22 protein-coding genes and 1 tRNA gene are annotated in these 24,430 nt (G+C 43.0%); 17 read left to right on the top strand and 6 right to left on the bottom strand.

Annotation, left to right across the window (positions count from 1 at the left end; translation table 11 throughout):
* Positions 1-37 precede the first annotated feature (37 nt).
* The 10 genes from ABDW33_RS22665 (at position 38) to ABDW33_RS22620 (ending at position 12,269) form a co-directional block, all read left to right on the top strand.
* Complete coding sequence (locus ABDW33_RS22665) at positions 38-901, top strand: SDR family oxidoreductase (RefSeq protein WP_343692384.1); 864 nt, start codon at positions 38-40, stop codon at positions 899-901.
* A 207-nt stretch (positions 902-1,108) separates the two neighbouring features.
* Complete coding sequence (locus tag ABDW33_RS22660; protein WP_343692383.1) at positions 1,109-2,539, top strand: hypothetical protein; 1,431 nt, start codon at positions 1,109-1,111, stop codon at positions 2,537-2,539.
* A gap of 7 nt (positions 2,540-2,546) precedes the next feature.
* A complete protein-coding gene (locus ABDW33_RS22655; protein WP_343692382.1) occupies positions 2,547-2,885 on the top strand; it encodes a hypothetical protein in 339 nt (112 codons plus the stop codon).
* Between the two features lie 12 nt (positions 2,886-2,897).
* Positions 2,898-4,520, top strand: coding sequence for a hypothetical protein (locus ABDW33_RS22650; RefSeq protein WP_343692381.1), 1,623 nt, complete (start codon positions 2,898-2,900; stop codon positions 4,518-4,520).
* Positions 4,521-4,527: 7 nt separating this feature from the next.
* Complete coding sequence (locus tag ABDW33_RS22645; protein WP_343692380.1) at positions 4,528-8,349, top strand: hypothetical protein; 3,822 nt, start codon at positions 4,528-4,530, stop codon at positions 8,347-8,349.
* Positions 8,350-8,351: 2 nt separating this feature from the next.
* Positions 8,352-9,641, top strand: a complete 1,290-nt coding sequence (locus ABDW33_RS22640; protein WP_343692379.1) for a hypothetical protein — start codon at positions 8,352-8,354, stop codon at positions 9,639-9,641.
* A 3-nt stretch (positions 9,642-9,644) separates the two neighbouring features.
* Complete coding sequence (locus ABDW33_RS22635; RefSeq protein WP_343692378.1) at positions 9,645-10,211, top strand: TerD family protein; 567 nt, start codon at positions 9,645-9,647, stop codon at positions 10,209-10,211.
* 12 nt (positions 10,212-10,223) lie between these two features.
* On the top strand, positions 10,224-10,877 hold the full coding sequence (locus ABDW33_RS22630) for a TerD family protein (protein WP_343692377.1): 654 nt from the start codon (positions 10,224-10,226) through the stop codon (positions 10,875-10,877).
* A gap of 10 nt (positions 10,878-10,887) precedes the next feature.
* Positions 10,888-11,475 carry an OmpA family protein gene (locus ABDW33_RS22625; protein WP_343692376.1) on the top strand — a complete coding sequence of 196 codons (588 nt, stop codon included), beginning with the start codon at positions 10,888-10,890 and terminating at the stop codon, positions 11,473-11,475.
* A 17-nt stretch (positions 11,476-11,492) separates the two neighbouring features.
* Complete coding sequence (locus ABDW33_RS22620; RefSeq protein WP_343692375.1) at positions 11,493-12,269, top strand: DUF475 domain-containing protein; 777 nt, start codon at positions 11,493-11,495, stop codon at positions 12,267-12,269.
* 164 nt (positions 12,270-12,433) lie between these two features.
* Here ABDW33_RS22620 and ABDW33_RS22615 read toward each other — a convergent pair.
* The 3 genes from ABDW33_RS22615 to ABDW33_RS22605 form a co-directional block, all read right to left on the bottom strand.
* Positions 12,434-12,505: transfer RNA gene (locus ABDW33_RS22615), tRNA-Met, on the bottom strand.
* 393 nt (positions 12,506-12,898) lie between these two features.
* Complete coding sequence (locus ABDW33_RS22610) at positions 12,899-14,902, bottom strand: T9SS type A sorting domain-containing protein (protein WP_343692374.1); 2,004 nt, start codon at positions 14,900-14,902, stop codon at positions 12,899-12,901.
* A 345-nt stretch (positions 14,903-15,247) separates the two neighbouring features.
* Positions 15,248-16,060, bottom strand: coding sequence for a helix-turn-helix transcriptional regulator (locus tag ABDW33_RS22605; protein ID WP_343692373.1), 813 nt, complete (start codon positions 16,058-16,060; stop codon positions 15,248-15,250).
* A gap of 72 nt (positions 16,061-16,132) precedes the next feature.
* Between ABDW33_RS22605 and ABDW33_RS22600 the strand changes: the two genes are divergently transcribed.
* The 3 genes from ABDW33_RS22600 to ABDW33_RS22590 all read left to right on the top strand — a co-directional run bounded on the left by ABDW33_RS22600 (position 16,133) and on the right by ABDW33_RS22590 (position 19,427).
* A complete protein-coding gene (locus ABDW33_RS22600) occupies positions 16,133-17,386 on the top strand; it encodes a S41 family peptidase (RefSeq protein WP_343692372.1) in 1,254 nt (417 codons plus the stop codon).
* A gap of 230 nt (positions 17,387-17,616) precedes the next feature.
* The gene (locus ABDW33_RS22595; protein WP_343692371.1) at positions 17,617-18,483 is read left to right on the top strand and encodes a helix-turn-helix domain-containing protein; all 867 of its coding nucleotides are present in this window, start codon (positions 17,617-17,619) and stop codon (positions 18,481-18,483) included.
* Positions 18,484-18,566: 83 nt separating this feature from the next.
* A complete protein-coding gene (locus ABDW33_RS22590; protein ID WP_343692370.1) occupies positions 18,567-19,427 on the top strand; it encodes an NAD-dependent epimerase/dehydratase family protein in 861 nt (286 codons plus the stop codon).
* A gap of 462 nt (positions 19,428-19,889) precedes the next feature.
* Here the strand turns inward: ABDW33_RS22590 and ABDW33_RS22585 are convergent, their stop codons facing one another.
* Positions 19,890-20,669 carry a transglutaminase family protein gene (locus ABDW33_RS22585; RefSeq protein WP_343692369.1) on the bottom strand — a complete coding sequence of 260 codons (780 nt, stop codon included), beginning with the start codon at positions 20,667-20,669 and terminating at the stop codon, positions 19,890-19,892.
* Positions 20,670-21,081: 412 nt separating this feature from the next.
* On the opposite strand from ABDW33_RS22585, the gene ABDW33_RS22580 reads away from it, so the two are divergent.
* The 4 genes from ABDW33_RS22580 (at position 21,082) to ABDW33_RS22565 (ending at position 23,362) form a co-directional block, all read left to right on the top strand.
* Positions 21,082-21,561, top strand: a complete 480-nt coding sequence (locus ABDW33_RS22580; RefSeq protein WP_343692368.1) for a hypothetical protein — start codon at positions 21,082-21,084, stop codon at positions 21,559-21,561.
* 344 nt (positions 21,562-21,905) lie between these two features.
* Complete coding sequence (locus ABDW33_RS22575) at positions 21,906-22,115, top strand: helix-turn-helix transcriptional regulator (RefSeq protein WP_343692367.1); 210 nt, start codon at positions 21,906-21,908, stop codon at positions 22,113-22,115.
* Complete coding sequence (locus ABDW33_RS22570) at positions 22,108-22,437, top strand: HipA N-terminal domain-containing protein (RefSeq protein WP_343692366.1); 330 nt, start codon at positions 22,108-22,110, stop codon at positions 22,435-22,437. Before ABDW33_RS22575 ends, ABDW33_RS22570 begins: the two co-directional genes overlap by 8 nt.
* A gap of 1 nt (position 22,438) precedes the next feature.
* Positions 22,439-23,362 (top strand): HipA domain-containing protein, encoded by a 924-nt coding sequence (locus ABDW33_RS22565; RefSeq protein WP_343692365.1) that lies wholly within the window; start codon positions 22,439-22,441, stop codon positions 23,360-23,362.
* A gap of 52 nt (positions 23,363-23,414) precedes the next feature.
* Here the strand turns inward: ABDW33_RS22565 and ABDW33_RS22560 are convergent, their stop codons facing one another.
* On the bottom strand, positions 23,415-23,870 hold the full coding sequence (locus tag ABDW33_RS22560; protein WP_343692364.1) for a hypothetical protein: 456 nt from the start codon (positions 23,868-23,870) through the stop codon (positions 23,415-23,417).
* Between the two features lie 3 nt (positions 23,871-23,873).
* On the bottom strand, positions 23,874-24,398 hold the full coding sequence (locus tag ABDW33_RS22555) for an SRPBCC family protein (protein ID WP_343692363.1): 525 nt from the start codon (positions 24,396-24,398) through the stop codon (positions 23,874-23,876).
* Positions 24,399-24,430: the final 32 nt, after the last annotated feature.

Below are 24,430 nucleotides of genomic sequence, written 5' to 3'. Positions count from 1 at the left end.
GAATGAAATTTGTACCAACAAATTAAATCATTCATTTATGCGGGTATTTGTTACAGGAGCTTCAGGATTCGTAGGCTCCGCTATCGTAAAAGAATTATTGCAGGCAGGACATCAGGTGCTGGGAATGGTTCGCTCCGACACCGCGGCAGCAACATTAGCGCAAACAGGTGCCGGCGTGCACAGGGGAGATATCAATGACATTGCAAGTGTGATAGCCGGTGCTGAAAAATGTGAGGCAATTATCCATACAGCTTTTAATCATGACTTTTCCAGGTACAAAGAAAGTTGCATGGAAGACGGGCAGCTGATACTGGCATTGGGTGAAGCCAGGCGTCCAATGATTGTTACCTCTGCGCTGGGGCTGCTCAATAACGGGCGTACAGTGACGGAACACGATGTACCTCCACCATCCGATCAGGTGCCCCGTGCCGCTACCGAAGAGGCAGCGAGGAGCACGAATGCCTATATTGTACGACTTCCACCCACCACACACGGTGAAGGCGATCATGGTTTTGTGCCTATAATTATTAATATGGCAAAAGCAAAAGGTGAATCTGTTTATATCGGTGACGGGAGTAATACCTGGGCCGCAGTACATCGTTTTGATGCAGCCGTATTATATCGACTCATTTTAGAGAAAATGCCGACCCAAAAAGTATTTCATCCGATTGATGAAGTAGGGGTACCTTTTAAAGATATTGCAACAACCATTGGCAATGGACTAAATATACCGACTGTAAGTAAAACCGGTGCAGATGCGGCAGCACACTTTGGATGGTTTACGCATTTTGCTCAAATGGGCGTGGTGTCTTCAGCAGAGGAGACCAGGCGGGTTTTAGGCTGGGTACCTAAAGAGAGAGGACTCTTGGAAGATATGGTGAAAGGAGGATATTTAAAATAAAGCAAATATTCAATATCATTTTCAAAAAGGGGATTAATCCCCTTTTTGCGTTTCTACACTTGCCGCATTGGAAATTAGTTCTAATTTTCACCTGGTTTTACACCTCCGATTCATGAATTTTTTTGAATAGTATTTTCTGGCGCTGATGCATGATCAGGGCAGGTGGAAAACTATTGCCAGGACACTCAGCTATTAACTCCTAATGATATGATGACTAATTTCCGTTTTTTGTATGGCTTGCTGCTGGCTACGTGCTTCGTAGCATGTAGAAGCGATCAGAATAAACCCTTCGATCCTTATGGCCCGGGACTGAATGAGCGACTCAACGCATATAACAATGTACATACTGCAGTTAAAAAAGAAACACCCGGATTATTTATCGATTTCTCGGCTGGTATCAACAATGCATTCAAAACTTCTACCGTCAGCAGCCTGCTGTCAGAATGCTTTAACACGATCCTGACCGACAAGTTTGAAGTATATAAACTGGGATCTAATGAGGTTACACCACTACCTGTCACGAATACCACCCAGTTGGGACAGGAAATCAGCAACCAGTCAAACTACAAAGACATCTGGGCCCCCATTCAGAAAGCTGTAGATCATATTACAGACGCAGATAATGATGCCCTGCTGATTACTGACTTCGAAGAATGGATGGATAAAGTAGAAGTCACCAACACGGCCTATCTGAAACTACCATTTAAGAAATGGCTGGCTAAAGGCTACACTATCAATTTCTTTATAGTAGATTATAAAGAAGGTAATGTGAATAAGCATATCTATTTCACTATTTTTAATAGCAGTAACAATTTACTTGCTAAACTCGCGCCTAAATTGACCCCCTATAGCACACGATTCGACTTGTCTACAAGTTCCTTCAGTGTGTCCACAAATTATGCTGATCCTGCAACTGGCGGAATTGTTAATGATAAGAATATACTCGATTTCAGGAAAGATCAGTACATAAAAAATGAATCTTTTGAATATTATCCATTAGGTCTTGGCTGGAAAGATATCGCAGATGTTCGTAAAGACGATCCCAACTTCACTGATATCTTCCGCAATCTCTTCATAGACCTCAGTAATCAGGATAGCTATTCTTTCAAGGCATTTGATGTACAAACATTCAATGTAACGGCAGACTTTGAGAACTTTGCAAAGACAGATTATGCGCTTCATCATCCTCCCGCAACAACAAAAGGAAAGAATGGGGAAACAAGAATATCAGACGATGAAAAAGATCAGGTCATTCTCGAATGCTACAATGATGATGGAACATTGAAACCTAACTGCAAATACCAACCTCAGACCTTAAATCCGCTCCCTAACTATTTCCGGCTCAACCAGCCTTTATTTGAAAATACAAGTAAAAGCAATAATAAGCATGTGGAACTGGGAATTATTTTCGATCCGCATTTCTCTCCGTCGGACGCCGATACTTTGTTAAGAGTAAATATTGTGTTGACCGGCGCCACGCCTAATGTAGACAATCCTACACTACAAAAATTCAAATGGGTCAATGCAAAGGGGACAGAAAATACCGCGCTATATCAATCTGTAATCAATACTCTGCAAGAGCTCACGCCAGCAAATAAAACTATCTACACCTATTACATCAAAACGAATCAAAATTAACTAAGTCATGGAATCAATCACTGCCTACATCGTATCCATTATTATTACCCTTGTCTTCCTATTCATTGCCGCTATCATCGCTAACCTTATCAAATTCGAAGGTGGCAGCAAACCTAAAGATCCTAAAATCAGGAAACGCTGGTTCTGGATCTTATGCCTGTTGAACCCGGTTCTCATCTTCCTCCTGGGTTTCTTTGTCTTCATGCCTGATGGTAATGTGAGAGTCGTGAAAAACTATATCACTGCCCTCAGCATCGGTACTGTTGCCGGCTTCTTCTTATACATTCTGTTAGGCTTCCTCCTTAGTCGCCTCTTCATAAATGGTAAACTAGGTCACTGGTTTTAATCTGTTCTCATTATGGATAAATTATTTGTTATCGCCGTAGGCGGTACAGGCATGCGCTGTCTCGAAGCGTTTACACACCTCTGTGCAATCGGCATGTTCGATAGCAAGGAAATTGAAGTCCTTACCCTCGACACCGATCAGGCCAATGGCAACAAAGGCCGTGTGGAAAAGCTGATTCAACTTTACAACCGGATTAAAACCGGTGGTACGCCAAACGCTAATACGTTCTTCTCTTCCAAATTGAACCTCTATCGGTTTTACACCAATTACTCAGGTCAGGGCAGAGAAAACTATAAAAATATTTCGAAATTAAATACAGGCACACCGGAACAACAAAAAGGGAATAAACTCATCTCAGATCTTTTCCTGGACAATGATTCTGTACAGGAGTTCGACTTATCTCACGGTTACCGTGCGCAAACGCATCTGGGTTCCATGCTGATGTATCACGGCATGATCGAAGCCGCCAGGAATATTGTAAGAGGTACGGATATCAAAGTGCAGGAAAAGGAACTGGATGAATTCGTTACTAAACTGGAACTGGCAGGCCAGGATGCAAGAGTATTTATCTTTGGTTCTATCTTTGGTGGTACAGGTGCATCTTCTATCCCTATTATTCCAAAAGCCTTACAGGATTTTATTAAAATACGCTCCAAAGGTGCCGCCAGCATAGATTTTTCTAAAGCAAAGTTCGGATCTACCCTACTCACGGAATATTTTACTTTCAAAAAACCAAACGATAAACAAAAGGCCAGTAAAGAAAATAGCGTCATTGCGGATGCCTCTTATTTTCCCTTGAATAGCCAGGCTGCTTTGCAATTCTACCAAAGCGATCCTACAGTACAGCGCTGTTACAAAATGTTATATCACATCGGTTGGCCAATAGAAAGTAAACCTGTGGATACCGGTAGTACCCAAACCATCACAGGCGGTGCTACCCAGGAAAATGCTGCTCACATCACTGAGCTCCTCGCTGCCTGCGCTGCCTACGATTTCTTTACCAGAACAACTGGCCTGGATGTGGATAAAACAGAATACGTATACAAGGCAGTTGACTTTAGTAATAATGCATTCAGTTTCTCTATCCACGACTTTGTCGGGAATGGAAATAAGGCAGGAGAAAGGTTCGCCAATAAAATCGGCGCCTTCTTTTCTCTCGCTCACATTTCGCTTACAGTCAATAATGCAGCGAATGGTGATACGGGTATCAAAGGCTTCATTACGCGTTGTCAGGAACAAAAGATTACCCAGTACAATACCATCACGGATGCGGAATGTGCCGAGATCAATGATTACTTCAAAGCCTTCGCATATACCTTCGAAAATGCCCGGTTTATGCCAGGCTGGCTCTACCAGGTCAGGAGTACGGTAGCTCCCGGTACCTTCATTTTCGATAGCAAAGCCTTCCCGGATAGCCTCTCTGAATTGAAAAAACTGGACGTAGGTACCATTTTCCTGGATGAAAAGAATCACTGGCCCAAGGGTGGTATACTAGCTAACAGGTATGACACTTTTGTTAAAAAACTGATCAATCTGGGACCCGGGGACGAGCAGCAGGTGCATACAACAAAAGAGAAATTCCTCGCTCATATCTACAACGCGATCACACAATCACAGGGCTTCCATTTAATCTGAAATTACCATGAGCAACAAAATAAAGGCCTTAACTATCAAGGTACACCCTAAAACAGAATTACAGGGAGTACAATTTGCCTGGGATAAGATCCCTCAGCTCGAAGTTTTTACCAGGAATATCATCATCCCTGAAATCGCTGTAGAACAGGATGGTGGCGCCGCAGTCAATATTGGTACACTCGTATCTGGCATCCCTACTGTGTTCGCAAGAGCAGAGCTATTCGGGCATGCGCTGAACAACATCATCGATCAGGAAGCAGCCGCTTCAGGACTCATGTTATTTTATAGATCACTGATAAGTGAGTGGAAAGGCTTTATCAGCTGTATCGCACTTAACTATAAGGACATTGAAGTAAACAGGGTACCACTGGTTTATTCAGATGGTAAAAAGATCGGCGATACAGAAAATATCTATGAACCTACCGGCGCATTCGGTAATTCACTGTTTGAAAGACAACCGCTGTGGTGCGATCAATCACTGTCAGACAATGCAGAGAAAGTCCCATTTATTGATGTCATCTCTTTTCAGGGCAGTGTAGTTGGTGGTACCTCTCCAGATTGCTTTTTGTTTACCTCCGTCTCTTATCATATCAAAGGCAGATACCCCTTTGTCAATGTACAGAGTGGCCGCTTTGTTGATCCTTTAAAATCAGATCTACGACCGGAAGAACTGAATAAAATATATGGATACGCTAAACATATCCTTGACAATATCCAGCAGTTCAGGCAGCACTTTAGCAACCTCTCTGCTGATATCAGACCTTCCTACGAGAATATCAGCGCGTGTCTGCAGGACTGGATAAAGGATATGGAGAAATACCAGGAGCAAAGGAGCTTCCCAAGATTGAATAATCAAACGCCTCCTGAAGTAGGGACACTATTTGCACAGCCGTTCAGCAAACTATTTAATTACTCCACTTTATTATTTGGATCTGAAGGGATCATCACACAGGTCTCCGGTTCCGAACTCAGTATACCATTTGACCCTAAAGACCTGTTACTACCCGATGCTACAGAAATTGCGCAGATTGACTTTGGAAAAGAAGGTGCTGAAAAAAGGAATTTTTTAGCTAACAAGCCAATCCTTTTATTAGCCGCAGATACAAAAGGACAGGCAAATAGTTTCGCCTACTTCGCACTGCCCCTGACACCCCTTGCCCTGAATGTATTCGGCGCTAACCTCGATGCACTAACAGGGTTGTCTCCTAATTCTAATGTCAAATCACGCATCTCAGCTATATATGATCCTAATGACAGGGATGGGGAAAAATTGATCGTACACCTGAAACTATTCACCGATACCGGCAATGAAATTATCAAACAGGTTGTATACAAGGTTACACAGGAAGCTATTATGGGCAAAGATATCCTGATGTGGCCCAACTTTATATCCAAACAGTGGAACAGGTATTTCTTATATTCTGAGATCCCGCATAACGATGCAAAGTTTCAGGCAACTCCTTTCATCGGCAATGTGAACGATGATTTTTTCCGGATCGCGTTGAATGATAAAGGAATACCATTCTACCTGGCAGAGAAAGGACGGGCGTCGTCTATACCTGGCATGAAGATCCAGCTGCATGTAGCATCGAACAATGCAGTGGCGGACAATAAGTACAAGTACGAAATTTATGAAAGCAACCAACCCTTTAAGGGGATTAAGTTTGCGCATGCCGGCATAGACTGTGGTTTTGGTATCATCAGGTACAAGTCTTTTGGCGATGATCCTGCCTTCCCCTGGAATATGCTGAATACAACGAAAACTTTGTATCCCGCTTTCCTGGGAGTGGATTTTGGTAGTACCAATTCTTCCATAGCTTACTACTCTGATAGTGATAAGATGATCAGGGAAGACCTGAAACTAACAAATAAAAGAGTCTCATTACTATCCACCGATCTTAAGAACAATGATGAGAGGCCTGCGGTAGAAGATGAAATCTTCTTCTTCCAGAATGATGAGATCTTGTCTAATGCTATTAAGTCTGTACTCACCATTCACGATCCCAGGAGAATTGTCAATGAAAAAGGTAGCCAGTCTGATTTCCTGCTGGCACAGGCTGTGAAGGGAGGATTCCCTTGTTTTGAAAAGAACTTGCCTATCGATACCGCACTGGATAACCGGTATTTCCTGACCTATAACAGAGTGGGGAAAGCTGAGTTGGTATACAATATGAAGTGGTCAACGCAGAGCATCGACAAGAGCTATAAGACTGCTTACCTGAGCTCGTTAATGTTGCATGTATATGCACAACTTTTCGTAGAAAACCATGAACCGCATACCCTGAAATGGTCCTATCCTTCTTCTATGGGCAAAGCACTGTTAAATGAATACAGAGCATTATGGGATTCTCTGGCAGACATTAGCCCGATTAACAGTGGCGTCACGCTAAAAACCTATCCACCATCTGATCTGGGCAATATTGATGATGTGCAGGGAAGTACTACGTGGAATATGGGCAACGATACATCTGTTGTCGGTGGCTGGGGAGCGAGCCAGGAAATCGGCTGGGGAAGTGAAGTAGAAGCACAAAAGAAAGAAATTGTGGAAATACCGGTCGATACTGCTCCAATCCGTTTTGATTTCAAACCATTAGGGAATAATGAATCATTATCAGAAGCCTGCGCCGTAGCAAATTATCTCGTACGACCCAATGGTGGTTATTCTCTGAACCCCGGTGAACTAGTGCTATGCTTTGATATCGGAGGTAGTACGACAGATATAACCGCCCTTTGCCAGATGTCAGGCGGCAAGGCGATGATCAAGCAAAACTCTATCAGGTTTGCTGCCGAACGCATGGCCCAGGCCACCCGGTATTCTCCCAATTTCAGAACGGTGTTGTTGAAGATGTGTGAAAGAAAAGGAATATTTATACAGGGGCTGAATAAAGGAGAGAACAAATTTTCAGAGAATACCGCACCCTATTATTTCGAACAGGTATTGGACAGGCTGGAGCATACAGATTTTAGTGCATTTTATCGACTGGTTGCCGCTGAATGCCAGGAAATGATGAGTGTGAACCTCTATATTACCGGGTTGATTATGTTCTATGCTGGTCAACTGGTACATAAACTAAGAACGGAGATCATACGTTCAGAAGATGCGCCGCCCGCAGTAAAGAATACTCCTCCTAAAATAAGGATTGCCTTTGCTGGTAAGGGCGCACGCATCTTCGACTGGTTCAGTGCCGTAGATCCCGCTGCAGCCAATACATATTACACACAAATGTTCATCCGGGGTATTGGCGGCGAAGCGGTCGCAAGAAAGACCATCATGCCTGTGAACCAGCACCCCCTGAAAATAATAGACATCAATTCTCATAAAAGCGACAGCTACGCAGATGTGAAGTATGAGGTGTCTAAAGGATTGGCGATTCCTACAGACATCACTAAGATCCTCGTACCTACTAATAAGCAGGCCATTGAAATTCTAGGAGAAGAACATTTCTGTATCGTAATGCCAAATGGTGAATTCAAATACCTTGAGTCTACCAATTCCATCACCCCGGAAATGCTGGAACATATAGGTGATCACTTCATTAATTATCCTCCACAGGGGAGCCATCCCTGCCCGAGATTTATGGACTTTGCAGATCTTTTTTATAAGGTCGCTTCTACCATGTTTGGATTGAAAATGAGCTCCGCAGATTTTATGGCGGGATTCCATGATATGAATATCGAAAATTACGTCAAAGGTATCCCAGAGTTTATCGAAGCCAGGAAGCGAAAACAGGATGAACAGAAAAAGTTCGACTATGTGGCGCCTATCATTATCCTTGAAGGGATGAAATTCTTCGAAAAACACCTGTTGAAAGGAATTAAAATCCAGTAGCCATGATGTATCGCATGCTTGTGAAGGTTTCCAGACGCTTGGTATCATTCTGGTATCAGACTAATAGCCAGGGATATGCTCCTTTGAGTATGAAGGATGGCAATGAGGTATTGTTGTATTTCTATGTGAATGGAAACGATTTCATATTTGGGAATGCAGCGAGAGATTTGTACAACCAGCATCATCCTAATGCGTATGGTAATTATTTTGAAATCATCAAAGATCCTGCGAAGCATTTTACTATTTATGGTAATAAAAAACCTGTAAAACAATTATTCTACTATGGCGTAGAACAATGTCTGTCATTCTTTATCAATACAGTTTTATATAAAAGTGATGCAATAGAATCTTATCGACAGCATTTTTCCCTCCATTTTTTATACGATGTAGACATTGAGGAAAAAGAGAAGGCGCTGGTAGAAAGCTTGTTCAACGATGCGGGATACATCAGCACAGGTAGGGTGAATTATGATGCTGCCTTGTTTGAGGTATTGGCCAGGCACAGGGTAATCTCATCAGGTAAACATGTATTGTTGTTGAACGGGCTCAATGGAACCCTGTATTTTAAGTTGTTTGATAACTACCTCCGGCAACCGGTGAATATGTTTTCGATGGAAGGACAGGGCGCTGATCCAAGAGTGAAGTTACTCGCAGAAATGATCATAGAATATATCATTGCACAACAATCATTTTTGTCGATCGATACGGAACTGGAAGTGAATGGGATCTTACCCTTCTGTACAGATAAGGTCAATCATTTGACCCCGGTGATACAGGGAGAGGTTGAGCTGACAGATGGAAACAAGTATTGGTTCAGGGTGAGCGAACGTAGCCTGAATGAACGATTGCAGTATTATTCCAATGACCAGGCAGTGTATACAAATATCGATGACTTGCTGGAGGAAAATAAGTTGAATGTAGATAACACAATCATCCTGTTAGTCGGGGAAGAAATCAGCACATCTTATTTCCAACATAAATTATTGAAGAGATATCCACATGTGAAAATAGTGGAGCCTGTTTGGTTGAAGGATACGATGGAGATTGTATTTGAGGGATTGTCCCGGAAGGTAGCCCCACCACCTAAACCGGTAATGCCGGTGTCGCAGCCTGCTCCCCCGGTATCACCGCCAGCTCCCCCGGTATCCCGTCCTGCGCCGGAATCACCGCCGGTTCCTGCAGCCACCTCGGCACCACCTCCGCCCTTACCGGTAGCAAAGCCGCCATTACCGCCGGTTGCAACCCCCAGAAAACCACCATCACCTCCACCTTTACCACCTTCAAAAAAGTAAATTATGGCAATTCATTTAGAAAAAAAGAAGCCCGTTTCCCTTGAAAAAACAACACCCGGACTACGGAAGATCATAGCGGGTTTGGGATGGGATGCAGCAAATGTAAATGGTCACAATGTAGACCTGGACCTCTCTGTCTTTATGATGGGCGCCGATGGCAAATTGCCACAGGATGAGTTTTTCGTATTCTATAATAACAATACCAGTCCTGACGGTGCCGCTTATTATCCAGGAGATAGCAGGGACGGGTCGGGAGATGGAGACGATGAGATCATTTCGATAGACCTGGGTAAGATCGATCAGCGAATTGAATACCTATACTTTGCTGTTACCATCGATCAGGCAGAGGTGCGTGGTCATCACTTCGGCTATGTACAAAACGCCTATATCAATATTCGTAATGGTGCTGATAATAGCCTTTTATGTCAATACAGGTTGAATGAAGCATTCAAAAATGAAGATTCCCTGATTATTGCAACGATCTCAAGGAATAATGGACAATGGGATCTGGAAGCTGTGGGACAGGCATTTTCAGGGGGACTGAATACACTGGTTGAAATGTACCAATAAAAATCATCTGCTATGGCAAGTTTTAATTTATCAAAAGGGGAGCGATTTATTTTAAACAAGGCAGCCCCCGGCCTTACGCTTTTAAGGATCGGCATGGGATGGGATCCCAATGAACAACCTGGAGGACCGGACTTCGATCTGGACGTATCTGCATTTGCATTGAATGCGGGATTTAAGATTCCATCTGATTCTTACTTTGTTTTTTATGGACAGGTGAGAATGGGGAACTGCATAGAAGATCCCGTAGAAAAAGGATTAATGCGACCTATTACCCGGGACGGTGCTATCATGGGGGCAATAGATGACCCTGACGGCAGGAGAAGTGATGGTGATGATGACGAGGATATGTTTATTGATCTTTCCAAAGTTACACCCGAAGTAGAGCAGATCATCATCTGTTGTACAATCTGTAAGTATCCGCATGACAACAAGAAAGACAGGCGTACACTGAATCTGAATTTTGGTCAGGTGGATGATTGTTATATCAGGATCATCAATGAAAGTTCTGGCGATGAGATCCTCCGGTTTGATTTAAAAGATAAATACACGAGAGAAGATGCTGTGGAATTCGGACGCTTGTTTCGTGTAGGAAATTCGTGGGAGTTTGAGGCAATGGGAAGAGCTCATACAGGTAGTTTACAGACATTAGTTGATATGTATACTTAAATTATATTTTATGGCATTTAATCTTAGCAAGAATAATGATCCGGTTCCGGCACATAACAAGAATGGCTGGGTCTTCATATTATTAGCAGTAATAGTGCTAGGTGGCGCTATCTGGTATTTTATACCCAAAAAAGAAGAAGTACGTATTGAAGCTGCAACCCCTTTAGCCACACCTGTTCCCACTCCCGTTCGCGATACGGTTGTTGCCACTGAGATAACATCTTCACCTGCTCCGGGCACTTCCCGTGATACGGCTGCAGCTACTGCAATACAAGCTGCTCCCGCTTCTGCGCTGGTAGCAGCCTCATTTAATAAAGGCACATCCGCTCCGCTGTCTATATCAGACGAAGTAGTAAGCAGAATCAGGCAATCTCAAAAGATCATTATCTATGGCTACGCCAGCAGTGAAGGAGAACTTTCTGTAAACCTGAAGCTGGCACAGGAAAGGGCAGAGTCATTTAAACAGTACCTCGTCTCCAAAGGCATAGATGCAAGTATGATCACAGCTGTAGGAAAAGGAATAGACAATCCCATTGCCTCTAATGACACTGAAACAGGTCGCATCCGGAATCGTCGTGTAGAAGTAAGTATTGAATAGTTAATAAATTCCCATAAATGAATATATCACAGGATTTATCCTTACTCTGGAACGATATTATCGCTCATCCAGGAACGAGTATCGCTGTCATTTGTAATCTCATTATCATAGAAAGCTTGTTGTCTGTGGATAACGCGGCTGTACTGGCAACAATCGTAATGGACCTCCCCGTACATGAAAGAGGGAAAGCCCTTAAGTTCGGTATCTGGGGCGCCTATATATTTCGCGGATTAGCCATGATCTTTGCTGCTGTGCTGGTAAAGATCTGGTGGCTGAAGCCATTGGGCGGATTATATCTATTGTACCTGGTATACGATTGGTACCGTGGTAGCAACGAGGAAGAAGAGGCAATTGACAAGTCTAACAACTGGCTGTACAAGATGACTGTAGGTGCTATGGGCAACTTCTGGGCCACTGTCTGTATAGTTGAAATCATGGATATGGCATTCTCTATTGACAATGTGTTTGCGGCAGTCGCCTTTTCTCCAAATATCATCCTTGTTTGCACCGGTGTCTTCATTGGTATTTTTGCGATGCGCTTTATCGCACAGTGGTTTGTTAAGCTCATGGAAAAGTATGCCTTTCTGGAAACGGCCGCGTTCATTGTAATTGGTATATTAGGTTTGAAGCTGTTGCTGTCACTCTTTGAACACTTCTTTCCCAATCATGTGTTTAGTCAATTGCTGGCAAGCCATACGGCGGATGTAACAATATCTGTAGTAACCGTATTGGTGTTTTTTGTGCCCGTTATCACATCTTCATTGTGGAACATCCCAAAGAAGAGTATAGCTTAAAGGCAGATCAGATAGCCAGAATGCACCATGTAGTATCACCAGCTGCCATGAATGAAATAAAGGAATTGCAATGATTACAATTTCAACGGCAGGAAGCTATAGGACCAGAGAATGATGGAAATGAAAAAAGCCTTCAAATCGAAAGATCTGAAGGCTTTTATTTGTAGCGAGGAGAGGATTCGAACCTCTGACCTTCGGGTTATGAGCCCGACGAGCTACCTCTGCTCTACCTCACAATGAGGGTGCAAAGATGCATAAATGATTATACACTACCAAATTTGTTTTGCATTAAATCAAAAATATTTTCTTAACCTGATTAATGCTGCTTGCAGCAGCCGTAAATTTTTGAATACTTTATTACCATCAGTAAGCCAATCCGATTCCCATTTTAGCCCCACAATAACCCATATTCCTTCATTTATCATTCATAGTCACCCTGCTGAAAAGCTCGTTATTTACCAGTTCTTTCGTTTCGCAACACACCCGCCTGCTTTACCAGCTGCACAAACCCGGTCAACCAGTATGAATGCACCTGGAATGCAGGTAGCAGTCCATATCCATAAAAAAAACGGGAATAATCAGTTTGATTACTCCCGATACCGCGCCTGCGCTGATTTTATATGCAATGTTTACTGTTCTATCACCAGTTTACTGGTCGATTTTGTACCCTTGCTATTAATAAAGGTCACAAAATAGAGTCCTGGCGTCTGTCCACTGAAATTGTAATATACTTGTTGTGTACCAGCTGCAGTTGACTGTACCACCGCCAGATCTTTTACCAGCCTCCCCTGTGCATTAAATAAGCGGATCATACCCTGCTCATTTTTCGCAAGCACCAGGTTGATCGCAGTATTGCCACGTGTCGGGTTCGGATAAATACTACTCAGCTTACTTTCAACTACTTCATCACTGATAGCAAGTTGGCTGCCTGTTTTATTTGATGTAGCACAGCTTGCAGCAGCAGGTGAGTCCCCTGTCACTTCCATCCAGTCAATATCCGCAGTTGCATTGGCTACAGTAGATTCCAGGCGGATCATATTCACGCCCGCTTTCAGCGATACAGAGGTGGTTGCGTTTGAGAAAGTTGTACTATTACTGGTTTTCGGAAATGATAGCGCACTGTTAATCGTACTGCCATTCACGAGTAATGCCAGGATATATGCGTTACTGCTACCACTGTTTACATACCGCCAGTTGAGCGTGTAGATACCTGCAGTTGGAGCATTGATACGCCACGTCACTCCTTTTCCTGACGCATTGGAGAGATTGATGACAGCGCCGTTATCCGCCCCGGAATTGCTGCTGATGGCTCCATCATAGCTACACAGACCAGTAGTGGCATTGTCTTCTATCCTAATGGTGGAAGTGCCCGAAGAGCTGGTTGCCTGGAAGTTTCCCGTCACTGATTTTGTGGCATTCATTGTTGTTGTAGTAGTGCCGGAAGTACCGGAGGCGTCGCCGGTCCACCCGGTGAATGTGTAACCCGCAGCAGCTGTCGCAGTTAGTGTCACTACCGTACCGCCAGTATAGGTGCCCGCTCCGGTGATAGTACCTCCTGCTGCAGGAACAGCAGTAGTGGTTAGCGTGTATTGTACAGTGCCTGTACTACCACAATCAGGGCTGGTTAAAGTAGCACCCGCACCATTAGTAACCAGTGATTTCACCGTACTGGCAGGAGCAACTGTCAGTGTGTAGGGTGGTGTGAATGACGTGCCACTGCCTGATGTGTTGCCGGAAGTATTGGTGAAAATATTATTCCTTTGCGTGATCGCTGTGAATGTATTGTCCATCAGATCGATCGGATTTTTCACGTTTTCAAATACGTTGCCTTCCACCAGCAGGTCTGCTTCATAACCTGCCATGATGCATTTAGCGGCAACAGTAGAATTGAAGTAGTTGTTGACCAGGTGCACTTTGCCAAATCTTACCCTTGGCATCCGCTCTTTACAACCCTGCGCCCACCAGCAGTTGGCCAATGTGATACGCAGTTTCCCCCTGTCACCTGTAGCTCCATCACTGGAGCCAAACAGGTTAGAGAACCGATGATCGTTAGATCCTCCCGGGCCACCGGCAACAGGCGCTTTATTGTAAGAGAACTTACACCAGGTCACTGAGATATAATCGGCGGCAGACTTTATATCCAGGTTGCCATCCATCCCATCCTGGAAATCACAATGGTCTACCCATACATTCGTGCTGTTGTCGATGGTCATATTATCCCATCCATCCGTATCATAGGCGGCAGGGCCTTCGAAGGTGATGTTTCTGAAAATGACATTCGATACACGCTTTACATAGATAATTCCTGAACCGTCTTTGGTCAGATCGTTAGATACCAGTTTGGAACCTGGTAGTCCATAAATTGTCTTTGCTGACTGATCCTGAAAATTAATCCTTCCGCCGGAAGGGATGGTAATCGTGCCTGATATATGCACGACTTTTACGCTGGAAGAAGTAATAGCGGTTTTAAGTGCATCATAGGTGCTTACTACAGTAGGGGTAGCAGATCCTCCGCCTGTTACGCCTCCATTTTGACTGGCCCAGCCTATCAGGCTACATTGCGCCTGGGCAAACAGTTCTGAAAAGCAGCAAATTGTAAGAATGATCAATTTTAAATACCGGGTTTTTCTCATAGGGTGTTGATTTACTAATAATGGTTATATACAGCGTAGACGACAGTCTTTGTTGACATAACAGACCTGAGGGAACCCATTTATAGTAGATATGGTTGAGTGGAATCTTAACGACGCTAAATTATGTTTTTAAAATTTTAAAGTGGCTGATTTTTTTAATGTAGAATTCAAGGTAGCCACTAAGAAAGGAATGCTTACTCAAAAACACGGAACACGATCCTGTCTGGAAGCTGAAAATCAGTAATTTAATATGGAGCTCAGACAGGATAGCATGTTTATATCGACGAGATACTTTATATTTCCGGGTAGGGAATATGGCAGACGATGAGCATAGCTTAAAATTAATTATATCAGATCTATGAAATTTTCAGCCAGGGAGTTCATTTCGTTAAAATACACACCAGGAGAAGCCCCCACAATCTTCCTGAAATCTTTATTAAAATGTGCCTGGTCGTTATATCCCAGGTCATAGAGGATATTATTACAATTCAGCCGGGACGCCTTATATCGCTTACTAAATGATTTGATCCTGATAATGCCCGCATATTGCTTGGGACTCATGCCGACAAAATCAACAAACTTTCTTCTAAAATTCCGTTCGCTCATCAGGTGTGTATCATGCAACCCGCCGATGTCAAGGTTACCTTCCGCAGCATGAATACCTTTTACTGCATGCAATATGTTATTGAAATGATACTCCTGCTTGCGATGGGCTACAAACTTCATGAGCAGTTTTTCAAGAAAGTAATGTTTGGCTACTTCGTCAGGCAATGCTGCTAACCGTTCGGGCAACATATAGATATCTTTTCCAAAGATATCGGCAGCATCTATTGTAGAGGCTTTGATATGCTCAAGACTGTCATTTATAAAAAGATGCGCGGTACCAGGTTGGAATACAACTCCTACAAGATGTACCTTGTTGGCATAACAAATAAAACTTCTGTCAGGATAAAGTCCGGTCAGGGATGCCGCCGGCATAGGATTAAATTGCTCCCCATCGCGTGACAAACTAACAGCGTCGCTTAAATTAAAAACCAGGTCTAAGGTACCATCGGGCAGGCGGCGATGAACAGTATGGCTACTGTCATTCTCAATAACAGAGTAAAAACATTGGACATACTTCGCCAGGAAGAGGGGACTGGTTTTAATGATACCCATAAAAGATTGGCCGATTTGTACAAACAAAGATATGGCATTTACATCTAACATTGTGCCCGATAAACAATCAATATGAAGGCATTAGTATACCTGTTATTATTAGCAACACCCGCATTGGCACAGGATTTTGGTAAAAATGAAAAATCCAGGATCATCGATTCTATCTCCCAAAAATTAAAGACATTGTATGTATACCCGGAAGTGGCAGAAAAGATGTCTAAGCAGTTATATACAAACGCCGGGAATGGACAATATGCGAATATCAAAGACCCCGTTGCATTTGCAGATCGTCTCACGACAGACTTACTGGCGGTTAGCCATGACAAACACCTGCGTGTATATTTCGATCCCCGTCCTATTGAAAAACACCCGGTGATGGAGAATAATCCTGATATAGCCCGGGCGAAAAATTTCGGTTTTAAAGAGGTGAAGATCCTGGACGGGAACACCGGCTATCTGAACCTCAGCTACTTTGAAGACCCGGCTATAGGTGGGGCCACCGCTGCAACGGCCATGAACTTTCTCAGCAATGCTGATGCTGTGATCATAGATCTCCGTAACAATGGAGGAGGCTCTACAGATATGGTACAACTGTTGGCGAGTTATTTCTTTGAAGGAGAGCCCCAACCACTGACGGATATCTATTGGCGTCCTACCAATCATCTTACACAATATAAAACACTACCCTATGTGCCGGGAAAGAAAATGCCCAGGGTAGAAGTGTACCTGCTCACCAGTCAGCAGACCTTTTCTGCCGCAGAAGACTTCAGTTATAGTCTGCAGAACCTGAAGCGCGTTACCATCGTTGGTGAAACTACCGGTGGCGGCGCTCACCCCATAGAGCAGGCGGAAGCAAGTGATCATTTTTTTATTACAATTCCGGAGGGCAGGTCTATCAGCACGATTACCAAAACTGACTGGGAAGGTACAGGGGTAAAACCTGATGTACTGGTAGCTGCAAAGGATGCATTACTCACCGCCCAGTTAAAAGTGCTGAGCAAGGCACCAGCAGATAATATGCCCGCACAATGGGCTCTGATGGCAATAAAAGCTAAACTGAATCCAGTTACAATAGCGCCGGATAGCCTGAAAAGTTACACAGGAACTTATGGAGGAAGGATGATTTCTTTGGAGAATGGACAGCTATATTATTCTAAGGTAGGAGGCCCTAAAACCCGCTTGATTCCGATGGAGAATGATTTGTTCTCCATGGAGGATAAGGATTATCTCCGGATCAGGTTTGTAAGAAAGAATGGAGAAATAACAGGGTTCACAAGGTTATTTGAGGATGGGGCGGCAGAAACGAGTTTGAAAGATGTATTGTAAAATGCTACCTGTTTTCCAGAAACCAGGTAATAGGGTCTGTATCGTTTGATACAGGCCCTTTTCTTTAGCATATTTTAGCAGGTATACAGCATATTAAATGGAACTCCATAAGGCCATATGCTGGCATGGTCATCGCTCAATAATAAAATGTTCTTCCCATCCATTTTACCCCCGGTTTACCCAAGCTCATCCACCTATAACAAAAGTTTGATTTTTATTAGCTTTGTAATATGACATTCCATGAGACCACGGATATTCCCGGATTGAATCTGGCAGACCTGCGATTGAATGGGTTTAAAGTGTATGCACTTCCTTCATCCACAGAGGTGTCGCCTGTCAGGGCCGGCCGCCGCGACTTCTATAAAATGGGCCTGGTAAATGGCGACATGACGATCAACTATGGCGGACAGCTATTGGATATCAAAGGCACGGCTCTTCTTTTCATCAACCCAAGAATACCGCATTCCCTTGTCGGTCGCGTAAACCGCACCGGCGGTTACTCCTGCATCTTCACAGAAACCTTTATCAGCGGCCGGGACTTACAGTATTCCCCGCTTTTCCGTGTCGGCGATAACCCGGTTATACCCCTTAATACCGAACAGGCGGGCTTTATGACCGGCTTATTTGAGAAGATATTGACAGTATACAATGGAGACTATCTTCATAAAGGCGAACTAATCAAAAGCTGCATCACACTCATCATACATGAAGCATTGCGCATACAACCTGCCCAGCAGGTACAACCTTTAAAAAACGGCGTTGGACGTATCGCCCATTTATTTACCGACCTGCTTGAAAGGCAGTTTCCCATAGAACGCAACAACGATCCGCTCGCCTTACGTACGGCGCAGGATTACGCCAGCCACCTCTCCATACATGTAAACTACCTGAACCGGGCCGTCAAAGAAGTAACCGGCAAACCCACCTCCGCTCATATTACCGCGCGGGTCATTGCCGAAGCAAAAGCGTTGTTGCATCACAGCGACTGGAGTGTAGCTGAGATCGCCTATGCGCTCGGTTTTGAATATCCGGCCTATTTCAACAATTACTTCAAGCGGCTTACCGGCAGCACACCAAACGCTTTCCGGAAGGTTTGAAAATCATAATAATTGGTTTGATCGTGATTGGCTGTCCCTGCATTTTCGGAGGAACTTTGCCCTTAACATCAAATCATTTAACTATGAAAATTTTAGTAACAGGGGCAACAGGAAAAGTGGGCCGCCGGCTGGTGCCTCGCTTGTTGGCAAAAGGGTATGACATATCTATCCTTGTTAGAGACGCTGCCAAAGCAACCGACCTGATCGAAATGGGTGCAAAAGCTATTACCGGCGATCTGTATGTACCATCAACTTTACCGCCGGCAGTTGCCGGTATGGACGCCGTGATTCACCTGGCGGCACTATTCCGTACATTCACCGACAACGAAGGTATTATCAGGACTAACCGGGAGGGCAGCATCGCATTGGCACAGGCAGCGCTGGAAGCTGGCGTTAAACGGTTCGTTTTTACCAGCACCTCTAACGTGTATGGAGCCGGTTATGGTCGCCCGGCCAGGGAAGATGAAAACGTCGATATCAATGATCCCCGTGCTTACTCTTCCAGCAAGATCGCAGCTGAACAGGAACTGATCTCTTTGCAACAAAACAAGGGTTTTGATGTACGTATCCTGCGTTTGGGCTTTGTCTATGGAGATAAGGACCCACATATCGAAGAAAGCATCCCATTGCTGAAAAAGCTAAAAAGACACCCCGGCTCGCGCATGCATATGGTGCATCACCTGGATGTCGCCCAGGCCCTGATCCTGCTGCTCAATACCGAAGGATTGGATGGAGAGATCTTCAACGTTGCAGACGATGCGCCGATCACTTTGTATGAACTGGCCGATTCTTTCGGAAAAGCAGCTGAGACATTTGATACCACAACAGAACCACTCAACGATCCTTTTCAGGGAGTCCAGGATATTTCGAAGCTGCGAAACAAAACCGGTTTCCGGCCACTGGTGCCGAGTTACTATACCGCGCGTGACCTGGATATACTGTAAGACAAACGGACTGCCGGATTTTAATATAACAGTTCAAAGAGATAAAATAACGAAATAGAGAAACCTGGCCGTTATATGCTGCCAGGTTTCTCGAACGTCGAACCAGTTTGTTGAGGAACGTAATAATATTTAAAATCCCCGCAATGCCTCTTTCCGTAGCCTCCCCTCCTTTATAAAACAACATAAAGCAGGCGCTTATCCCCCAAAAAACTTCACTCATGTACCCACTTTTCCAGTACTGGCAATAAATACCTTGCTTTGATTAAATAAGATGACAGTCTTTGAAGCCCAGAATAACTATATCTCCCTACTGGAAATACCAGTTCATCGGCTGGACGATCGCTTCATTGTATTGGGGCTATACTGCTTTTGTAACAAACATAAGTTTCAGCTTTAAACTGGCAGTTTTATAAAAATTCCGGTATGGAAATAACGCTTATTCTACAACCGTTGCTTTTCTATTTAGATCTCTTCTACTTTTACCTCCATCTTTACCAACACCACGTTCCCAAAATGACTCGCAAATGCCACATCTGCCGCATCTCTCCCATAAGCCATAATAATCCGCCCTCCCACCGGCCGCTTCATCAACGCGTCAAAAGTATACCATCGATTCCCCACATAAGCTTCAAACCATGCGTGCAAATCCATCGGCTTTAGTCCATGCAGGTATCCCACCACCATCCTCGCTGGTATGTTTATACTTCTGCACAGCGCCATCGCTACATGGGTAAAGTCCCTGCATACCCCCGTTCTGCTCCCCAACACGTCTATAGCTGATGTAGAACTGTTCGTGGTACCATACTGGCGTAATAAGTTATTATAACACCATTGCCGGATAGCTTCTACCTGTGCATACGCGGATTGTATATCCTTTACAATCTCCAATGCCTGCGCTGCAACCTTGTCCGCTTCACAGTACCTGCTGGGGAGCAGATATTGCAATACATGATCCGGCAAATCTTCTATTGCTACATATGCAGCGGCTGTATCTACATCAATATCCATGTCGCACTCAGCGATCACACTGCTTTCGATGGTAGAAATTCCTGCTGGCAAAATGGTCCGTTGGCAAATATTGCCATACCCATCTATGTATTCAGCCACTGGTAGCAACGGTGTTGTCAAAAATGCCTCCTGCCTGATGATCTGGGTAGGTTCGCTTTTGGAACGTAGCATGAAAATACTGGTAACGGGGTACTCGGCATAGAATTCAAAGAATGTAGAAGCTTGTAAGCGCATATAACAGGGGTATTTAATATAAAATAACGCCTAAGCAATAACAAAAAAGCATCCAAATCTTTCCACCTGAAGGTTTTTTAAAACTTGTGGGGCAAGAACAACTGTTTTTCAGCCTTCTTGAGAGGGGGTGGAGACAAATAGTACATGTTCTGACCTAACATAACATTAGACGGACAATTTATAACGCTGAATGAGACTCACTACTTCTGTCAGTAGTATCTTTGACCTATACATCCATTTGCGCGTATCAATGGAAGTTAGCAGTTGATTGCCATGAAAAAGGGAAACAGCTTGTGTTCTTTTAGCACCAATAGGAAGTGGAATACACCCCTGTTTAATAAGTATCCTGTGACTTTCAATACAATGTATAATACTCCAGTTCCTTTTTTATTTTTGGCTTAAAATAAATAAAATGAAACAAGCCACAGGTCATACCGGCCAAATTTTAAAGGCGTTATTAGCATCTTGGGTAACAATAGTGTTCGGAACAAGTATGTTAATTGTCGCTTTTGCACCAATCCAACAGAAAACTCATTCTTCCAATAAACTCATCAATTTCCTTATTCAAATCTGGGAGGTAGCTGACGAAATGGGCCCAGCGGTTAAGATTGCTATTATACTCTTATTTGCTATTGGCATTTTTAGCTGCAGAAAGTTTTTAGCAAATAGTAATTTCATATTCGCATCTATCATTAGCGTACTCTTTGCAATAGTTTCAGTTTTCCTGGTACTTGCTTTCTTGCCAGCAGAATACTCAAGAGGATTTGGAATAGGTCTGACAGGTACCCGATTTGATGAACGGGTAATTATTTTTTATTTAATAGGAGCTTTCGCAGGAGGCCTGGTTTTCACATACACTTATTACAGACTTATGAAAAAAACTAGCGCTTAGCCTGATTTGTTCAGACCCGAATAAATAATAATCTCTTTATTTTCTGGTAGCTGTTTTACAAAAATATGATCCAACTTTCGCACCAGTTTAGACCAGGCTGATTTTTTTCGACAGTTAAAGCGCACCTCAATGATATTGCCTGCGTATTGTTGAGACCGGGGGTAAATTACTAATCATGTGTAGTAAAAGTGAACATGCAATCGTTCATAAACGGACGTTGTAATCTGATTTTCAATATAGTGTGTTGATTTACAACTGCTTTAAACGTACCAATTTTTTAATATTATACCCTAAAAGGTATAATATTAAACACTTTCGTATCTTTATACCCTAAAAGGTATAGAATGAACTTGCTGTCTAAAACTATTAAAGCTAAGCGAAAAGAAAACGGGTTAACACAAGAAGACCTATCCCTAAAATCAGGAGTGGGATTACGGCTAATCCGGGAAATTGAACAGGGAAAGACAACCATGCGTATGGACAAGGTGAATCAGTTACTTAACTTATTTGGGATGGAACTTATACCTGCAACTAAATCAAAATCTAATGAGTAAAACAGCAAAAGTATATTATAACAGCATTCTTGCTGGTTCGCTTACAGAATACGACGGTGGTTATAGGTTTTTATACCATGAAAGCTATTTGGATGATGCATCAGCAAAACCAATTAGTCTAACCATGCCCTTAAAAAAAGAGCCTTATCACAGTTTTACCTTGTTCGCTTTTTTTGATGGACTTATTCCTGAAGGGTGGCTATTAGATATTGCAAAAGATCATTGGAAAGTTAAAGGCAATGATCGCTTTGAATTATTATTACTTACTTGCAGTGATACTATCGGTGCAGTAAGTATTGAACCCGAAAAAGAAATTGAATAATATGCCTAATTGTTTATTCTGCTATAAGAATTCTGGGGACAACGAATATCACAGTAAATGTGCGAAACGTTTTTTTGGTACTGATACCATGCCAGAGCTGACCCTGGACAAACAGCTTTTAAAAGATCTGGCAGAAAAGACTATTAGCCAGCATATAGCAATAACAGGTGTACAGCCTAAGTTATCAGTTACACTGCAAAGAGTTAAAAATGATGGCAGACTTACAATAGTAGGGTTATGGGGCGAATACATATTGAAACCTCAACATGAACAGCTCAACTCCATGCCAGAAACAGAAGACCTTACGATGCACCTTGCAGAAGTATTTGATATCCTCATTTGTAATCATACGTTGCTCAGAGCCACCGATGGAAGCCTTGTTTACCTTGCCAGACGCTTTGATCGGGAAAAAGGGAAAAAGATTCATGTTGAGGACTTTTGTCAGCTATCTGGTTTTCTGACAGAGAATAAGTATAAAGGATCTTATGAGAAAGCCGGAAAGCTAATACTTCAATATTGTACTAATTCAGGGCTTGATGTCCTGAAATATTTCGAATTACTGCTTTTCTGTTATCTCACAGGGAATAATGACATGCACCTTAAAAACTTTTCCTTACTTCATCTTGAGAATAGAATTGCATTAAGTCCCGCGTATGACCTGCTGAATGTTAATCTGGTTTTTCCCAAGGATCAGGAAGAAATGGCATTATTACTTAACGGGAAGAAGAAGAATATTAAATTGAGAGATTTTGAAGCATTGGGTATAGTATTAAATATTCCTGAAAAAGTGAGATATAATACTTACAAGAAATTCCAGGCTTTCAATACAGAAGTACTTACACTAATTAATAGCTCCTTTTTAAGTGACGAGAAAAAGGAGAAGTATTGGGAAATATGGAATAAGAAGCAACGGATTTTTGAATAATTATTCGGATCAAAATTCGGTTACGTTAATTAACTCTACTAGTGCTGCTGGTTTACAAATGCTTATTTTCTTTTTCATAAAACCTATCTAAGTAAGCACGCCAGATGATGACAAAAATTGCTAAAACACCGAATATAATTCCGCCCCAGGGTGCTATTGATATTCCATACTGGCTAATAAAAAATCCTCCGATTGCTGTTCCTGAAGACACCCCTAAATTTCCGAACGAGGTTTGAAGACTGTTGGCAAATTCTTTTGCATTGGGTGCCGCAGAAACCATGTAACCCACACCTATCAAAAAACACGGGTCATACATAATCTCTTTCTCACCCATATGCTTTTCTTTTGTCAGATAATCTGCAAAATATCCATATGAACAAAACCATGCTGTAATTAATAATAGATTTGAAAGAGTCCCCGAAATAAAGCGGGGTTGCTTCAATATCGAAAGCTGAGTTTTTAAAGTTGTTGGCTGATCATTGGGTAAAGAAGGTAAAGCCAGGAACAAGTTTTATTGTTCCGCTTTTGCCTTCAGGTTCTTTAACCATACCTGCAGAGACATTTCCAGTCCTTTCTGGAATTTGCCCCGCATGATGTTTACCAGCCACCCTTCCATGCTTTCTTCCACTTTGACGGTCGTGTAGCCATTTTCCTCAATAAAGGACCAGTTATGGATGGCAAATGCGCCAAACGCCTTACCGGACCAGCCTATCCTTTGGCCAGGGATGGCGGTATGCAGCGTTGAATGGATGGTCAACCCGCCGCTCTTCCAGTCAAAGCTGCTGCCTTTTTCAAAAGGACCATTTAACCTGGGATCGCTAACATCGCTATGCCACTGTGCCCAGTGATTGATATCGCTCATGATCTGGTAAACCTTTTGCGGCGTGGCATGGATAGTAATTTGCTGGTAAGTCTTCACCGGCGCATTTTGGTTAATAGACTCAGATGCAGTATAGGAGCTAAACATCTCCAGGCCTGCAACTATAAGGATAATCAACCCGATAATAGATAATGCGCTATAGATAAATTTTTTCATGTCTTTTAGATTTTAATGTATGATGGAGTGAA

The organism is Chitinophaga sp. (assembly GCF_039596155.1).
In the GTDB taxonomy this organism is placed as follows: Bacteria; Bacteroidota; Bacteroidia; order Chitinophagales; family Chitinophagaceae; genus Chitinophaga.
The sequence above is the reverse complement of the archived record's forward strand: the minus strand, read 5'-3'. Positions and strand labels throughout refer to the sequence as shown.

Bases quoted from the DNA above. Each gene is read 5' to 3' on its own strand.
- ABDW33_RS22665 (WP_343692384.1), top strand. From the start codon at position 38: ATGCGGGTATTTGTTACAGGAGCTTCAGGATTCGTAGGCTCCGCTATC.
- ABDW33_RS22660 (WP_343692383.1), top strand. From the start codon at position 1,109: ATGATGACTAATTTCCGTTTTTTGTATGGCTTGCTGCTGGCTACGTGC.
- ABDW33_RS22655 (WP_343692382.1), top strand. From the start codon at position 2,547: ATGGAATCAATCACTGCCTACATCGTATCCATTATTATTACCCTTGTC.
- ABDW33_RS22650 (WP_343692381.1), top strand. From the start codon at position 2,898: ATGGATAAATTATTTGTTATCGCCGTAGGCGGTACAGGCATGCGCTGT.
- ABDW33_RS22645 (WP_343692380.1), top strand. From the start codon at position 4,528: ATGAGCAACAAAATAAAGGCCTTAACTATCAAGGTACACCCTAAAACA.
- ABDW33_RS22640 (WP_343692379.1), top strand. From the start codon at position 8,352: ATGATGTATCGCATGCTTGTGAAGGTTTCCAGACGCTTGGTATCATTC.
- ABDW33_RS22635 (WP_343692378.1), top strand. From the start codon at position 9,645: ATGGCAATTCATTTAGAAAAAAAGAAGCCCGTTTCCCTTGAAAAAACA.
- ABDW33_RS22630 (WP_343692377.1), top strand. From the start codon at position 10,224: ATGGCAAGTTTTAATTTATCAAAAGGGGAGCGATTTATTTTAAACAAG.
- ABDW33_RS22625 (WP_343692376.1), top strand. From the start codon at position 10,888: ATGGCATTTAATCTTAGCAAGAATAATGATCCGGTTCCGGCACATAAC.
- ABDW33_RS22620 (WP_343692375.1), top strand. From the start codon at position 11,493: ATGAATATATCACAGGATTTATCCTTACTCTGGAACGATATTATCGCT.
- ABDW33_RS22610 (WP_343692374.1), bottom strand. From the start codon at position 14,902: ATGAGAAAAACCCGGTATTTAAAATTGATCATTCTTACAATTTGCTGC.
- ABDW33_RS22605 (WP_343692373.1), bottom strand. From the start codon at position 16,060: ATGGGTATCATTAAAACCAGTCCCCTCTTCCTGGCGAAGTATGTCCAA.
- ABDW33_RS22600 (WP_343692372.1), top strand. From the start codon at position 16,133: ATGAAGGCATTAGTATACCTGTTATTATTAGCAACACCCGCATTGGCA.
- ABDW33_RS22595 (WP_343692371.1), top strand. From the start codon at position 17,617: ATGACATTCCATGAGACCACGGATATTCCCGGATTGAATCTGGCAGAC.
- ABDW33_RS22590 (WP_343692370.1), top strand. From the start codon at position 18,567: ATGAAAATTTTAGTAACAGGGGCAACAGGAAAAGTGGGCCGCCGGCTG.
- ABDW33_RS22585 (WP_343692369.1), bottom strand. From the start codon at position 20,669: ATGCGCTTACAAGCTTCTACATTCTTTGAATTCTATGCCGAGTACCCC.
- ABDW33_RS22580 (WP_343692368.1), top strand. From the start codon at position 21,082: ATGAAACAAGCCACAGGTCATACCGGCCAAATTTTAAAGGCGTTATTA.
- ABDW33_RS22575 (WP_343692367.1), top strand. From the start codon at position 21,906: ATGAACTTGCTGTCTAAAACTATTAAAGCTAAGCGAAAAGAAAACGGG.
- ABDW33_RS22570 (WP_343692366.1), top strand. From the start codon at position 22,108: ATGAGTAAAACAGCAAAAGTATATTATAACAGCATTCTTGCTGGTTCG.
- ABDW33_RS22565 (WP_343692365.1), top strand. From the start codon at position 22,439: ATGCCTAATTGTTTATTCTGCTATAAGAATTCTGGGGACAACGAATAT.
- ABDW33_RS22555 (WP_343692363.1), bottom strand. From the start codon at position 24,398: ATGAAAAAATTTATCTATAGCGCATTATCTATTATCGGGTTGATTATC.